Source organism: Streptomyces sp. HUAS ZL42 (assembly GCF_040782645.1).
GTDB lineage: Bacteria > Actinomycetota > Actinomycetes > Streptomycetales > Streptomycetaceae > Streptomyces.
Genome location: NZ_CP160403.1, coordinates 1519339 through 1533183 on the forward strand (window position 1 = coordinate 1519339; position 13845 = coordinate 1533183).

A 13845-nucleotide genomic window follows, 5' to 3' on the forward strand; every position below is an offset into this window, starting at 1 on the left:
GGGCCGCCGCGCTCAGGTCCGGCCGGGCACCACGAACTCGCACCACACGCACTTCCCGCCGCCCCGTGCCTCCACGCCCCACACGTCCGTGAGCAGATCGACCAGGAGCAGACCGCGGCCGGAGACACCCGACTCCCCCGCCTCGCGGCGGCGCGGGAGGGCGCTGGAGGAGTCCTCGACGTCGACGCGCAGACGGCGGTCTGGGCCGGTGAGGACCCGCAGCGTGACGATCGCGGCGCCCTCGGTGTGCATGAGGGCGTTGGTGATCAGCTCGTCGGCGACCAGTTCGACCTCGTCGGAGCGGTCGCGCCCACCCCACGCGCGGACGGCGGCGCGGATCATGTGGCGGGCCTGGGTGAGTGCCTCGGGATCGCCGGGCGCCACGTGCTGCTGGAGCCTGCGCCCCGTCCGCGGGGCGTCCAGGCCGCGGCGGCGCAGCAGGAGCAGGGCCACGTCGTCGTCCCCGCCGCGCTCCTCGGCCACCTCGATCAGAACGTCGGCGAGCTTGCGTACGTCGTCGGGCCCCGCGGCGATGAGGGCCGTCAGGGCGTGCATGCCGTCGTCGACATCGGCGCCGGGCTGTTCGACCAGGCCGTCGGTGCACAGCACCAGGGTGTGACCGGGGTCGAGTTCGAGGGTGGAGACCGGGTATTCGAGGCTGCCGAACTCGGCGGACAGGCCGAGGGGGAGGCCGCCCTCGACGGGTACCCGGCGGCAGGTGCCGTCGGGCGCCCGGACCAGCGGGTCGATATGGCCGGCCCGGACCACCTGGACCACGCCGGTGGACAGGTCGGCCTCGGCGTACAGACAGGTGGCGAAGCGGTCGGTGTCGAGTTCGTGCAGGAAGACCGAGGCGCGGGCCATCACCGTGGCCGGGGTGTGGCCCTCTGCGGCGTAGGCGCGCAGAACGATGCGCAGCTGTCCCATGACGGCGGCGGCGTGGGTGTCGTGGCCCTGGACGTCGCCGATCACGGCGCCGACGCGGCCACCCGGCAGCGGGATCAGGTCGTACCAGTCGCCGCCGATGTCGCGGCCGGCGGAGCCGCCGATGGTGGCCGCCCGGTAGCGCACGGCGACGTCCGCGCCGGGCACGCTGGGGATCGTGCGGGGCAGCATCGCCTGCTGCAGGCCCTGCGCGATGTCCCGCTCCTGCTCGTAGAACATCGCCCGCTGCAGGCTCTGCGCGATGCTGCTGCCGAGGGCGACGAGGATGTTGCGCTCCGCGCTGCTGAAGCCGTCGCGGTCGCTGTAGAGCAGGCCCATGGCGCCGATCGGCCGGGCCTGGACGATGAGGGGCAGATAGGCGGCCGCGGTGATCTTCAGGTCGGTGATGTGGGGCCACAGGATCGGGTAGCCGGCGGCGAACTCCTCCGGCGACTCGATGAAGCGGGGGATGAGAGTGCGGACGACCTCGCTCATCGGGTAGGGCTCGTCGATACGGGTGACGAGGGTGCCCGGCACGAAGCTGCCCTCCGGGCCCTCGGCGACCAGCCGGATGCGGTCCGCCTCGACCAGACCCATGACCAGGCTCGTCGCCCCCAGGTGGGTCAGGCCCTCGGTGTCCTTGAGGACGTCGATGACGTCCTGGACCGTACGGGCGTGCGCGAGGGCGGCCGTGGTGAGCTGCACGACGTTCGTCTGTTCGCGGCGGGCGTCGTCGAGGGCGGCCTCGTCACCGTGGGCCGCGCGCTCACTGAGCTCCTCGGTCGCGTCACGGACGATGCCGATGATCCGGCGGGGGCGGCCCGTCTCGTCGCGCCGGATGTAGCCCTGGGTGTGGGTCCAGTGCTGGGTGCCGTCGCGTCGGCGCATACGGAAATAGGCGCCGTAGTTCTCGCTGCCGTCCTTGATGGCCTGGGCGACCAGGGCGTCCAGGCGGGTGGCCTCGGCCGGCGGGACCCGGAGGGCAAGGGTCTCGGGGGTGCCGTCGTACTCCTCCGGGCGCATGTCGAAGATCTCGTGGGCTCTGGCGTCCATGTGGAACAGTCCGGTGTCCAGATCCCAGTCGAAGCTGCCCATGCGGTTGAGCGCCAGGATCGGATCCGGGTGGGCGGGCCAGTCGTCCGGGAGTGACAGGGCGCTCGCTCCCCGATCAACCATGCGCCCACCTTGCCAGGATTTGCCGGATTCTTCGACCGGGAGCCCTTCCGTCACAGGGGTTACGCAGGCGCGGGCGTGGAACACGCAGAGTGACGGGCGCCAGAATGGAACGAAGAGGAGCGCACGGCCGTGGAGTGGTTCACCGCATCCGACTACTGGCTGAGCCGGCTGGTCTTCCAGCGGGCTCTGGCCGCCGTGTACCTCGTCGCGTTTCTCACGGCGGCCCTGCAGTTCCGCGCGCTGATGGGCGAGCGCGGCATGCTGCCGGTGCCGCGCTATGTGACGCTGGTGCCGTTCCGGAGGGCGCCGAGCGTGTTCCACCTGCACTACTCCGACCGCTTCTTCGCCGCCTGCGCCTGGACGGGCTGCGCGGTGTCGGCGGCGCTGATCGCGGGTCTGGACGGTCTGCTGCCCCTGTGGGCGGCCATGCTGCTGTGGCTGGTTCCGTGGGCGCTGTACCTGTCGATCGTCAACGTCGGCCAGACCTGGTACTCCTTCGGGTGGGAGTCGCTGCTCCTCGAGGTCGGGTTCCTCGCGGTCCTCCTCGGCAACGACGAGGTGGCGCCGCCCGTCCTCGTGCTGTTCCTGCTGCGGTGGATCCTGTTCCGGGTGGAGTTCGGCGCGGGTCTGATCAAGATGCGCGGCGACGCGTGCTGGCGGAAGCTGACCTGCCTGGACCACCATCACGAGACCCAGCCGATGCCGGGCCCGCTCAGCTGGTTCTTCCATCATCTGCCGCGGCCGCTGCACCGGGTGGAGGTGGCTGCCAACCACTTCACCCAACTCGTCGTCCCCGTCCTGCTGTTCACCCCGCAGCCGATCGCGACGGCGGCCGCGTCCCTGATGATCGTCACCCAGCTGTGGCTGGTCCTGTCGGGCAATTTCTCCTGGCTGAACTGGATCACCATCGTGCTGGCCCTGGCGGCGGTGGAGTTCCCCACCGACGCGCCGTCCGTGCCGGCCGCGCCGCTCTGGTACGAGGTGGTGGTCCTCGGTGTGGCGGCACTGATCGTCTTCCTCAGCTACCACCCCGTGGTGAACATGATCTCCCGGCGCCAGGTCATGAACCGCTCCTTCGACCCGCTGCACTTGGTCAACACCTACGGCGCGTTCGGCAGCGTCAGCCGCGTCCGGTACGAGGTGGTGGTCGAGGGCACGGCCGACGACATGCCGCGCGAGGACTCGGACTGGCGGGAGTACGAGTTCAAGGGCAAGCCGGGCGATCCGCGGCGCTGGCCCCGCCAGTTCGCGCCGTACCACCTGCGCCTGGACTGGCTGATGTGGTTCGCCGCGCTGTCGCCGGCGTACGCCGGCTCGTGGTTCGGCGCGCTGGTGGAGCGGCTCCTGGAGAACGACCGCGACACGCTGAAACTGCTGCGCCGCTCACCCTTCCCGCCCGACGAACCGCCTCGTTACATCCGCGCCCGCCTCTTCCGCTACCGCTACACGACCTGGAGCGAGCTGAGGGAGACGGGCGCGTGCTGGGAGCGGACGTATGTGCGGGAGTATCTGCCGCCGACGCGGCTGCAGGTCGCCGTTCAGAGGTCGTAGACGCGCGTGGCCGTCGCCTCGAAGAGCCGGCCGCGCCCGGTGTCGCTCAGGTCGGAGGTCGGCTCCCTTGCCGCGGAGAGCGCTTCACCGTACGTCGCCGCCAGGGTGCACACCGGCCGGTCCGAGCCGGACATCAGCCGGTCCGGGCCGATGCCTCCAACGCCGCGTCGGCGTACGGGCGCAGGTCGTCGACGGACCAGGAGACGGGTCGGCCCCGGTGACCAGGCCGGCGAGTTTGCAGACCGTGTCGGCCGCTGCGGCGAGGGTGCGGAAGTAAGTCGCCCAGGATCCCGGCGGTCCGGAGGCGATCGGCGGTTTGCCCAGGTGGTCGAGGACGAAGGGGCGTGGCCCCTTGGTCGAGGACTAAGGGGCGTGGCCATGCCCTCGGAGCGCGCCCCGAGCCCCTCCGAACCCACCCCCCGAGCTGCCCACCTCGCCGTCCTGCGGGCGCCGGCCGACCGGGCGCCGCCCGCTCAGGCTCCCGCCGCGGGCACCGGCGGTTCCGGCCGACGCCCCTGGGTCTCGGACCACTCGCGCAATTCGTTGGCGCCCACCTCCTCGATCGCCGTATGCAGGGACCGCCGGGCCGCGGCGTCGCGCTGCGGCTCGGGCAGGAGAAGGTAGCGGTCGACGGCCCGGCGCAGTGTCTCCCTCCCCTGTGCGGCCATCACCCAGCGCGAACCCGGGTTGAACAGCTGCCGCAGGCCCGTGAAGAAGACGGCGCCGCCGGCGATCAGCGCGGTCAGCCAGGCGGGTGCGTGCAGACCGGCGGCGACGACCGTGGTCGACGTGGTGGCGAGGGCGCCGATCTCCGTGCCGTAGTGGAGCCTCCTAGCGCGGTCGGTGCTCCGGGCGTAGTACGCCAACTCCCGCCGGGCGAGCGCCAGCAGGGGATCCGGATCGGAGGCCCAGGAGTGATCGGGGACCCTTCTTCTTCTCATCGCCACATCATCATGGGCGTGGCCTCGCAGGGGAAAGCCGGGTCGGGTGGTGCGGTGCGGTGTCGGGCCGGTCGGTCACATGGGCCAGCCGACGTCCGGGCGACCGCCCGGCTCCGTCTCGGACGCGCCCATCCCCTCGATGTCGCGCTGGGCGGCGTCCACCAGCTGCCGGGCGAGGTCGTGCATGGCCCTGCCTGCCGCCAGTTCGTCACCGATCTCCGGCACATCCGTGTCCGCGGGGTTACGGTGTGCGACTCCGTGGCCGGTGAGCGACGTGGTTCCGCTGTCCAGCTCCACACGTGCTTTCGTCGTTCCCTCGTCCTCGAAGAGGTAGAGGTGAACCGTCCATTCCGCGGTGTGTGACATCGCTGTGCCTCCTCGTGCTCCCAGCTTCTTACGAGCCGGCGGAAGGCGCCATGGCGTCGGTCGTCACACGAGTGGCCACTGCGGATCGCACGGAGGGACGCTGGAGGGAGATGGCTCCATGGCCACCGGCAGTGGTTTCGAAGGGAGGCGGCCATGAAGGTCGGAGTGCTGACCGGCGGCGGTGACTGTCCCGGCCTCAATGCCGTGATCCGCAGCGTCGTCCGCAAAGGCATCCAGGAGTACGCCTTCGACTTCGTCGGGCTCCGGGACGGCTGGCTCGGTGTGCTCCAGGGCAATGTCGTGCCGCTGGACATTTCCAGCGTGCGGGGAATCCTCCCCCGTGGCGGGACCATCCTCGGCTCCTCCCGCACCAACCCGCTCAAGCACGAGGACGGGCTGCGACGCATGCAGGACACTCTTGCCGCGCACGACGTGGACGCGCTCATCGTGATCGGTGGCGAGGACACGCTGGGTGTGGCCACCGAGCTGAGCCGGCAGGGGATCGATCTGGTCGGCGTCCCCAAGACCATCGACAACGACGTGTCCGGTACCGACTACACCTTCGGCTTCGACACCGCGGTCGGTGTCGCGACCGAGGCCATCGACCGTCTCCACACCACCGCCGAGTCGCACATGCGGACCCTGGTGGTGGAGGTGATGGGGCGGCACTCGGGGTGGATCGCGCTGCACGCCGGCGTCGCGGGCGGCGCCAACGTGATCCTCATCCCGGAGCGGCCGTTCGACATCGAACAGGTCTGCAAGTGGGTGGAGAGCCGATTCAAGATCAACTACGCGCCGATCGTCGTGGTGGCGGAGGGGGCCGTTCCCAAGGAGGGCCAGATGATCCTCAAGGACCGGACAGTGGACGAGTTCGGCCATGTGAGGCTCTCCGGCATCGGCGAGTGGCTGGCCCAGGAGATCTCGGAACGCACCGGCACGGATGCCCGCACCACGGTCCTCGGCCACGTCCAGCGCGGTGGCACCCCGAGCCACTTCGACCGATGGCTGGCCACCCGGTACGGGCTGCACGCCGTCGACGCGGTCAAGGACGGTGACTTCGGAAAGATGGTGGCCCTGCACGGCACCCGGATCGTCCGGCTGCCCCTCGCCGAGGCCACGGCGCAGACCAAGAAGGTCGATCCGTCGCTGTACGACGAGTTCCAGGTGTTCTTCGGCTGAACGCCCCCGCTGCCGGGCGGATGGTCGTCGGCTGCTCGTCCGGGCTCACCCGGCATGCGGTACGACCGCCACCGGGCAGCGGGTGTGGTGCAGTACCGCGTGGGTGACAGGCCCCAGTCGGCCCTCGCTCGACTCCGGGTCGGTACGACGGCCCACGACGAGCAGGTCCGCTCCCCGAGAGGCGTTCAGGAGCGCCTCCGCGGGGTGGAGCAGCACGACATCGGTGCGGACCGTCACCCTCGGGTACTTCTCCTGCCACCCGCGCAGGGCATCGGAGAGCCGCAGGACCTCCTGGTCCTCCCAAGTGGCGCGGTCCTCCTCGGTGATCACCAGCGTCCGGGGCGACACGGCCTCGGCAGGAAGAGCCCACGCGTGCACCACCCGTAGCCGCGCCCCGCGCGCTTCCGCAGCCGAGAACGCGAAATCCACCACCTCAGGGACCGGGTGGTGCGCGTCGAAGCCCACCACGACGCGGGCGCCACCGCCCGCCTTTCGCACCCCTTCTCCGAAGCCGCCGACAGGCTGCTGGGGCACCAGCACCACGGGGCACGGGGCTGCCGCCGCCACCCGCATGGCCACCGATCCGACCGCGAGACCGTCGAAGCCGCCCGACCCTCGTGTGCCGACCACGAGCAGCCCTGCACCTTGTGCCGAGCGGAGGAGTGCCAGAGGCGGGTCGTCGTCGGCCTGCTCACTGCGCACCTCGAGGTCGGGATGGCCCCGGCCGAGTTCGGCGGCCGCGCCCTGGAGCATGCGCGCCCCCACGTGACGCAACGTGTCCACGGCAGAGACCGGCGCGGCGTCGCCCGGAAGCGGTGGCGCGGCATGCACGAGGCGCAGTTCAACGCCGCGCCGAACCGCCTCCCGCCCCGCCCAGTCGGCTGCTGCCAGGCTGCGTTCGGACCCGTCGATACCCGCAAGCACGGGGTGACTCATCGCGTCCTCCTTCGCCCGGCGTGCGCCTTCCAGCCGCCGCACGGCGCCGTTCCTCTCCTTCTCCACTGTTCCACGGGCGGATGAACCGCAGCGGGGCTCGCCCCCGGCTCTCGACGCGACGCCCCTGCCGGGGCACAGTTCTCCGTACATACTCGCGAGTACGTACGCCACACCCGCACCCCGAGGAGCGCCCGTGACCAGCTGGGCCGGCCGGACCGCCGCCGAGATCGCCGCCGCCGTACGCGAGAAGCGGGCCACGCCCCGCGAGGTGGTGGCCGAGCATCTCGCCCGGATCGAACGCCTCGACGGCGGGATCGGAGCCTTCCGTACGGTACGGGCGGACGCGGCGCTCGCCGAGGCCGACGAGGTGGGTGCCCGTGCCGACCTGACCGAACTGCCTCTCGCCGGCGTGCCCGTGGCCGTCAAGGACAACCTCGCCGTGCGCGGCGAGTCCACCCGCGTCGGCTCGGCCGCCACCCCCGACACGCCCGCCGCCGAGGACCACGTCACCGTGGCCCGGCTGCGGGCGGCGGGCGCGGTGGTGGTGGGTCTGACGAACGTGCCCGAGCTGTGCGTGTTCGGCACCACCGAAGGCGTGCACGGCACGGCCCGCAATCCGTGGGACACCTCCCGCACGGCGGGCGGCTCGTCCGGCGGCAGCGCGGCCGCGGTCGCCGCCGGCCTGGTGCCCATCGCCCTCGGCAACGACGGCATGGGCTCCCTGCGCATCCCCGCCGCCAACTGCGGCCTCGTCACGATCAAACCGGGGAACGGCGTCGTGCCCGCGGGCATCGGGGAGGGCGACTGGTTCGCCATGTCCGAGAACGGCCCGCTCGCCACGACCGTCGAGGACACCCGCCTGATGCTCGCGGTCCTCGCGGACGCGGAGGTCGTACGGCACGGCGAGCCCGGCGCCCGCAAGGTCGCCGTCTCCCTGCGCAGCCCGCTCGTCGGCGTCACCATCAGCAAGCCGTACGCGGCAGCCGTCCGGGAGGCCGCGGGCATGCTGATCAAGGCCGGTCACCAGGTGCGGCGGGCCGACCCGCCATACCCGCTGTCGCTGAGCACGACGTCCCTCGCGCACTGGACGGCGGGCACGGCCGTGGACGCCCGTGACCTCGACCGGCAGCTGCTGACCCGGCGCACCCGGGTGCACGCGGCCGTTGGGCGACGGTTCGAGAGCAGTGTCCGTGGCGGCGGAAGCCGGGAGGCGCTGCGGCGGCGCCTGGAGCCGTTCTTCGCCGAGTACGACGTGCTGCTCACGCCCGCCCTCGCCCGCCGCTCCCCCAGGTCCGCGCCGTGGCACGAGCGGGGCTGGCTGCGCAACGTCCTGGCGAACACCAACTACTCGCCGCTGACACCGCCGTGGAACCTGACCGGCTGGCCCGCGATGTCGGTGCCGTTCGGCACCCTGCCCTCGGGCGCCCCCTGCGCCGTACAGCTGGTGGGACGTCCGGGGTCGGAGGCGGAACTGCTGGATCTGGCGGAGCAGTTGGAGAAGCTGCACCCCTGGCAGCGGACGGCGCCCCTCGAACAGGGCCTCGGCCAGGACGTGCGCAGGGACCGGGCCTCCTCGAAGGTGTCCCGGTCCCGGGCGTAGGTCTCACCGACGGCGACTGCGCGGTGCCGGAAAGGCCGGATCCGCGGCCGGTCCTCGGCCGCGGATCCTCTGATCGGCATGGGCGTGAGTCCGGCACGCCCATGCCGTAGGCGATCGCGACGGGTCCTGCCGGGTCAGTCCACGCTGGGCAGGATGTGGGGCTCGGCCAGGTCCTCCTCGTAGCCCGCCAGGCGGATCGGGGCGGACCGCGCCCACACGTCGAGGCTGCCGATCTCGTCGGGCCGGCGGCCCGCGCGCTCCGAGCGTTCCTTGGGGCGCTGATCGCGATTCGTCTTCTCCGGTGTCACCGCGCACTCCTTATGTGTCGGTCACCCTCGGGACGTACGGCGCCTGTCCTGCTCCGTCCGGCGCCCGACGTCCGCTCGGGTCTGTATGGAAATCTTCGGACGCGGTGGCGCCGGCAACTCGTGGGCGAGCAGGCCGTTGTGAACCGGCTGGTCCCATGACGGACCGTGGGTGTGGGTTGGACCCCTTACGGCTGTCCGTCCCCAACAGATTAACCAAATGAGCGGGCCCCTGCTCGATAGGGCTGAAAACTTGCGGTAACTATCCCGAGTCGTCCGTATGCAGTCCCCTGAATTCTTAACCCATTTGTCATATTTTGCCCCCTCAGGAGATCACCCGTCCGGCCTACAGGGGCGAAAGCGACTTCGCTTCGGCAGGGCAGTTCAAGTCCCGTTGGCTCCCCCGAAAGCTCGCCATGATCTGCTGGCGTACCGCAACGGCTGTCTCGCGGGAGGACTGACGCATGGAACTGCGCAGCGTCGAGGAGCTGATGGATCTGCTGTACGCCTGCCGGGGCGTCCGGGAGACACCGGGCCATCGCGGCCACGCGGTCGACCTGCACGACCACGCGCTGCGGACGGCCGCGCTGCTGCGCCGAAGTCGCCCCGCGGACAAGGAACTCCAGGTGACGGGCCTGGTGCACCCGATCGGCCTGCTGCTGCGGCCCGGCGACACGGCCGGGCGGGCCGACCGCACCGCGGACGCCGTACGGCCCCTGCTGGGCGAGCGGGTCTCCCGCCTCGTACGCCGGCACCCCTGGCACGGCACCCCCGCCGACGACGACCTGCTGAGCCTGCGCCAGGCGGACGAGGAGGGCCTCGCGGTCGGGTTCGACGCCGGGGTCCTCGAGGACTGGCGCACGGTGCTGGAGCTGGTGGCGGCGAGGAACTCCCGCCTGGGGGCTGTCGATTGAGGGTGCGTCGTGAGACCGTACGCCGATGACGTCGTCGTACGGGTTACGCGGCAGGGCCGCCGTCGTCACGGGGGCCACGCGGGGGATCGGGTGGGCTGTGGCGCGGGCGCTCGCCGACGCCGGGGCGCGGGTGTGCGTGAGCGCACGGGACGCCGACGAGGTGCGGCGCGCCGCGGGTGAGGTGGGAGGGGTCGGGCTGGCCGGAAGCGTTGGCGACCCGGCCCATCCCCGGGCCCTCACGGACCTGTGCCTACGCGAGTTCGGCCGACTGGACATCCTGGTCAACAACGCGGCGACCAACCAGCCGTACGGGCCCCTCATGGACGCCGACCCGGACGTCTGGCGCGAGGCATTCACGATCAACGTCGAGGCACCGCTACGGCTGGCGCAGTGCGCGTGGCACGGGTGGATGCGCGAACACGGCGGAACGGTGATCAACATCTGTACGGAGGGCGCAGGCCACGTCGGCCCAGGAGTCGGCGCCTACGGCACCAGCAAGGCGGCGCTGCTTCACCTCACCCAGCAGCTCGCGGGCGAGCTGGGACCCGGGGTGAGGGTCAACTCGGTCTCCCCCGGCCTCGTACGGACCGAGATGGCCCGGTTCGTATGGGAGCCGGGAGAGGTCGAGATTGCTGCGGACCTGCCACTGGGCCGGATCGGCGAGCCGGAGGACGTGGCGCGGGCGGTGGTATGGCTGGCCTCGGACGCAGCAGAGTGGATCACGGGAGCGGACCTGCTGGTGGACGGCGGTACTCATGTGCGCCGGGCACGCATCGCAAGCTGAAGGGGCGCGGGGAACTGCGCGAGCAACCCCCCACGACCCGCACCCGAAGTCGTCACCACTTACCCGGCGCGTAGTCCTTCAAGAAGACCCCGTACACGTCATCCCCTGCCTCACCCCGCACGACCGGGTCGTACACCCGAGCCGCCCCGTCGACGAGGTCGAGCGGCGCATGGAACCCCTCCTCCGCAAGCCGCAGCTTGTCGAAGTGGGGTCGCTCGTCGGTGATCCAGCCCGTGTCGACGGAGGTCATCAGGATCCCGTCGGCCTGGAACATCTCCGCCGCGCTGGTCCGCGTGACCATGTTCATCGCGGCCTTGGCGGCGTTCGTGTTCGGGTGGCCCGCGCCCTTGTAGCCGCGGCCGAAGACGCCCTCCATCGCCGAGACGTTCACGACGTACGCGCGCCCGCTCGTCGCCTTCTGGGCGGCGGCGGCCATGGCCGGGCGGAGCTTGCTGATCAGGATGAACGGCGCCGTGTAGTTGCACAGCTGGGTCTCGAGCAGTTCCACCGGGGAGATCTGCTCGATGGTCTGCACCCAGGTGTTGGTCTCGACGACGTCGGGGACCAGGCCGCCCGCGTCGATGGCGGTGCCGTCGAGATGCCGGGCGACGCTGGCGTTGCCCGCGACCAGGGCGAGGTCCGCGACCTGCTGGGCCTCGAGGCCGCTGGTGCCGAGGGGGAGCGCGGCCAGTCCGTCGACGGCGCCGGAGTTGAAGGCGCCGATGACGTGGTGGGCCGGGAGCTCACCGGCGGGCAGCGGGGCGCTTTCGCCGTCGACCAGGGCGGCGTAGGCGGAGGGCAGGCGGCGCACGGTCTGCGTCGCGTTGTTGATGAGGATGTCGAGGGGGCCCGCCTCGGCGACCTGGTCGGCGAGGGCCACGGCCTGCGCCGGGTCGCGCAGGTCGATCCCGACGACCTCCAGGCGGTGCATCCAGTCCGCGGAGTCGTCCATGGCCTTGAAGCGGCGGATGGCGTCCTTGGGGAAGCGCGTGGTGATCGTCGTGTGCGCGCCGTCGCGCAGCAGTCGCAGCGCGATGTACATGCCGATCTTGGCGCGGCCGCCGGTGAGCAGGGCCCGCTTGCCGGTGAGGTCGGCGCGGGCGTCGCGCTTGGAGCGGTTCACGCCCGCGCAGTCGGGACAGAGCTGGTGGTAGAAGTAGTCGACTTCCACGTACCGGGCCTTGCAGGTGTAGCAGGAGCGCGGGCGCTGGAGTATCCCCGCGATCTTGCCCGCCTCGGTGACCGACGACGGCAGGATGCCCTCGGTCTCGTCGTCGATGCGCTGTGCGGAGCCGGTCGCCGTGGCCTCCGTGACCGCCTTGTCGTGGGCGGTCTTGGCGGCCCGGCGCTCCTGGCGGCGGCGCTGCTTGACGGTGCGGTAGATGCCGGCGGTGGCCCGGCGCACGGCGATCGCGTCGGGGTGGTCGACCTCCAGCTTGTCGAGCTCCTCGAGCACGCTGAGGCAGACGGCCAGCCGCTCCGGGTCGATACCGGGCCCGAACGCGACCTCGTCCGTGGTCGCCGAGCCTTCCTCTGTCACCGTCATCGCGCTGCCGTTCCCTGATCACCCGCGCGGCGCTCGGTTCGCGCCCGCTTTCGAACGGGGCATTTTACGGAGCGCCGGGCCGGTCCTCCAAACTCGCCCGCGAGTGAGCGGAGGGGCGCGCCGGGTGTCGGGAGTGTGCCCGCGCGGAGGCCCGAAGGGCTGAGCACGGTCACACCGCCGACACCGGCTGGAGCGCCCCGGAGCGAACGAGCCGAAAGAGGTGTGGTCAGGGATCGCAGGCGGTGATCAGCGCCTCCACCTCCTCGGAGACGGCCCGGGCGAACCGGTCGAGGTCCGGTACGGCCTTGGCGTCGGCGACGAGCCCGTAGTGGACGTGCCCGCGGTAGGTCGAGATCGCCACCGCCAGCGACTGCCCGTGCGCGAGCGGGGCGAAGGGGAACACCGCGGTCACCGGGTTGCCCCCGAGCTTCAGGCCGAGGCTGGGCAGCGGCACGCTGGTGACGAGGATGTCGAACCACAGCCGGGCGGCCTGGCTGACCAGCGGTCCGCCGAGCCGGTGGCCGAGCGCCGGCACATGGTCGGCGAGCAGGGCCACGGCACCGGCGCCCCGGTTGGGTCCGGCGTCCTTGTTGCGGTCCATGGCCGTACGGACCGTGCCGAGTCGGCCGAGGGGGTCCGGGTCGTTCACCGGAAGCCGCATCAAGTACCCGGAGAGCCGGTTGCCCTGCGGGTGCGCTGAGCGCGGTCGCCGCTTGGAGACGGGGATGAGCGCCCGGGGCGCCACGCCCTCGCTGCCGTCGCCGCGTTCGTCGAGCCAGCGGCGCAGAGCCCCCGCGACAACCGCGATCAGGACGTCGTTCACCGTGCCGCCCACGACCTTGCGGACACGGTGCACGTCGTCGAGGTCGACGACCACGCCGGCGGTGCGGCGGGTGCCGGTGGGCTCGGCGGTGAGCGCGGCGGTGGTGCGCACGCCCAGGGTGGACACGGCGACGGAGGCGCCGATGTCGAGGGCGCGGCCCACGTCGGACAGGGCGCCGCGCAGCAGTCCGGGCAGCTTGCGGACGTCGGGCAGCAGGCCGCGCGGCGGCGCCTCGGGACGGGGCCGGGGCGCGGGCATGTCCATCGGGTCCAGGACGGCCGCGGCGAGGGTCAGCGCGCGCAGGCCGTCGGCGAGGGCGTGGTGGAACTTGAACAGCACGGCGAAGGACACGCCGTCCTCGCCGGGCAGCACATGCGCCTCCCACGGCGGGCGGCCGCGCTGCAGCGGGCGCTCCATGAGCCGGCCCGCGTCGGCCTGGAAGTCGCCGGTGGGGGCGTGCAGCCGGACGTGGTCGAGGGGGTCGAAGTGGGGCGCGGGCTCACGCGCCGCGCTCCCGAAGGAGAACGGCTGCCACACGTCCCGGATCCGCATCCGCAGTCCGGGCACAGCGGCGGCCCGGGCGGCGAGGAGGTCGGCCGCGTGCGCGCCCGCGGTGGGCGAGTGGGCCGAGAAGATCCCGAGCGCGCCGAGGTGCATGGGGTGCTCGGCGGTTTCGATGTTCCAGAACGCCAGGTCGAGAGGTGCGAGCAGGTCAGCAGTCAAGGGCTTGCCTCGCGTCGACTACGGGTGAGCCAGCAGTCAATCGCCCCCGGGCGATTACGGTCAAGTACGATCAAGCT

12 protein-coding genes and 2 pseudogenes are annotated in these 13845 nt (G+C 71.9%); 5 read left to right on the forward strand and 9 right to left on the reverse strand.

Annotated features, from left to right (window positions below; all coding sequences use genetic code 11):
* Positions 1-12: 12 nt before the first annotated feature.
* Positions 13-2100: a SpoIIE family protein phosphatase gene (locus tag ABZO29_RS07140; RefSeq protein WP_367319288.1), complete on the reverse strand. Its 2088-nt coding sequence runs from the start codon at positions 2098-2100 to the stop codon at positions 13-15.
* Positions 2101-2229: 129 nt separating this feature from the next.
* On the opposite strand from ABZO29_RS07140, the gene ABZO29_RS07145 reads away from it, so the two are divergent.
* Positions 2230-3651, forward strand: coding sequence for a lipase maturation factor family protein (locus ABZO29_RS07145; protein WP_367319289.1), 1422 nt, complete (start codon positions 2230-2232; stop codon positions 3649-3651).
* On the opposite strand, the pseudogene ABZO29_RS07150 reads toward ABZO29_RS07145, so the two are convergent.
* The 3 genes and pseudogenes from ABZO29_RS07150 to ABZO29_RS07160 form a co-directional block, all read right to left on the reverse strand.
* Positions 3639-3990, reverse strand: a pseudogene (locus ABZO29_RS07150) (amidohydrolase); the annotation flags it as partial. The gene ABZO29_RS07145 and the pseudogene ABZO29_RS07150 overlap by 13 nt on opposite strands.
* 134 nt (positions 3991-4124) lie before the next feature.
* The gene (locus tag ABZO29_RS07155) at positions 4125-4592 is read right to left on the reverse strand and encodes a DUF4231 domain-containing protein (protein WP_367319290.1); all 468 of its coding nucleotides are present in this window, start codon (positions 4590-4592) and stop codon (positions 4125-4127) included.
* Positions 4593-4667: 75 nt separating this feature from the next.
* Entirely contained in the window at positions 4668-4958 is a 291-nt protein-coding gene (locus tag ABZO29_RS07160) for a DUF1876 domain-containing protein (protein ID WP_367319291.1), read from the reverse strand.
* 153 nt (positions 4959-5111) lie between these two features.
* Between ABZO29_RS07160 and ABZO29_RS07165 the strand changes: the two genes are divergently transcribed.
* The gene (locus ABZO29_RS07165) at positions 5112-6137 is read left to right on the forward strand and encodes a 6-phosphofructokinase (RefSeq protein WP_367319292.1); all 1026 of its coding nucleotides are present in this window, start codon (positions 5112-5114) and stop codon (positions 6135-6137) included.
* Between the two features lie 45 nt (positions 6138-6182).
* Here ABZO29_RS07165 and ABZO29_RS07170 read toward each other — a convergent pair whose 3' ends face one another.
* Positions 6183-7073 (reverse strand): universal stress protein, encoded by an 891-nt coding sequence (locus ABZO29_RS07170; RefSeq protein WP_367319293.1) that lies wholly within the window; start codon positions 7071-7073, stop codon positions 6183-6185.
* A gap of 193 nt (positions 7074-7266) precedes the next feature.
* On the opposite strand from ABZO29_RS07170, the gene ABZO29_RS07175 reads away from it, so the two are divergent.
* Complete coding sequence (locus tag ABZO29_RS07175) at positions 7267-8673, forward strand: amidase (protein ID WP_367319294.1); 1407 nt, start codon at positions 7267-7269, stop codon at positions 8671-8673.
* On the opposite strand, the pseudogene ABZO29_RS07180 reads toward ABZO29_RS07175, so the two are convergent.
* Positions 8640-8753: pseudogene (locus tag ABZO29_RS07180) on the reverse strand (GNAT family N-acetyltransferase); the annotation flags it as partial. The gene ABZO29_RS07175 and the pseudogene ABZO29_RS07180 sit on opposite strands and share 34 nt — an antisense overlap.
* Positions 8754-8807: 54 nt before the next feature.
* On the reverse strand, positions 8808-8981 hold the full coding sequence (locus ABZO29_RS07185; RefSeq protein ID WP_367319295.1) for a hypothetical protein: 174 nt from the start codon (positions 8979-8981) through the stop codon (positions 8808-8810).
* 461 nt (positions 8982-9442) lie between these two features.
* Between ABZO29_RS07185 and ABZO29_RS07190 the strand changes: the two genes are divergently transcribed.
* Both ABZO29_RS07190 and ABZO29_RS07195 read left to right on the forward strand, forming a co-directional pair.
* A complete protein-coding gene (locus tag ABZO29_RS07190; RefSeq protein WP_367319296.1) occupies positions 9443-9892 on the forward strand; it encodes a hypothetical protein in 450 nt (149 codons plus the stop codon).
* A 25-nt stretch (positions 9893-9917) separates the two neighbouring features.
* The gene (locus tag ABZO29_RS07195; protein ID WP_367319297.1) at positions 9918-10676 is read left to right on the forward strand and encodes an SDR family oxidoreductase; all 759 of its coding nucleotides are present in this window, start codon (positions 9918-9920) and stop codon (positions 10674-10676) included.
* 52 nt (positions 10677-10728) lie between these two features.
* Here the strand turns inward: ABZO29_RS07195 and ABZO29_RS07200 are convergent, their stop codons facing one another.
* Together ABZO29_RS07200 and ABZO29_RS07205 are read right to left on the reverse strand one after the other, a co-directional pair.
* Positions 10729-12222 (reverse strand): SDR family NAD(P)-dependent oxidoreductase, encoded by a 1494-nt coding sequence (locus ABZO29_RS07200; RefSeq protein ID WP_367319298.1) that lies wholly within the window; start codon positions 12220-12222, stop codon positions 10729-10731.
* 226 nt (positions 12223-12448) lie between these two features.
* Positions 12449-13768 (reverse strand): wax ester/triacylglycerol synthase family O-acyltransferase, encoded by a 1320-nt coding sequence (locus ABZO29_RS07205; protein WP_367319299.1) that lies wholly within the window; start codon positions 13766-13768, stop codon positions 12449-12451.
* Between the last annotated feature and the right edge of the window lie 77 nt (positions 13769-13845).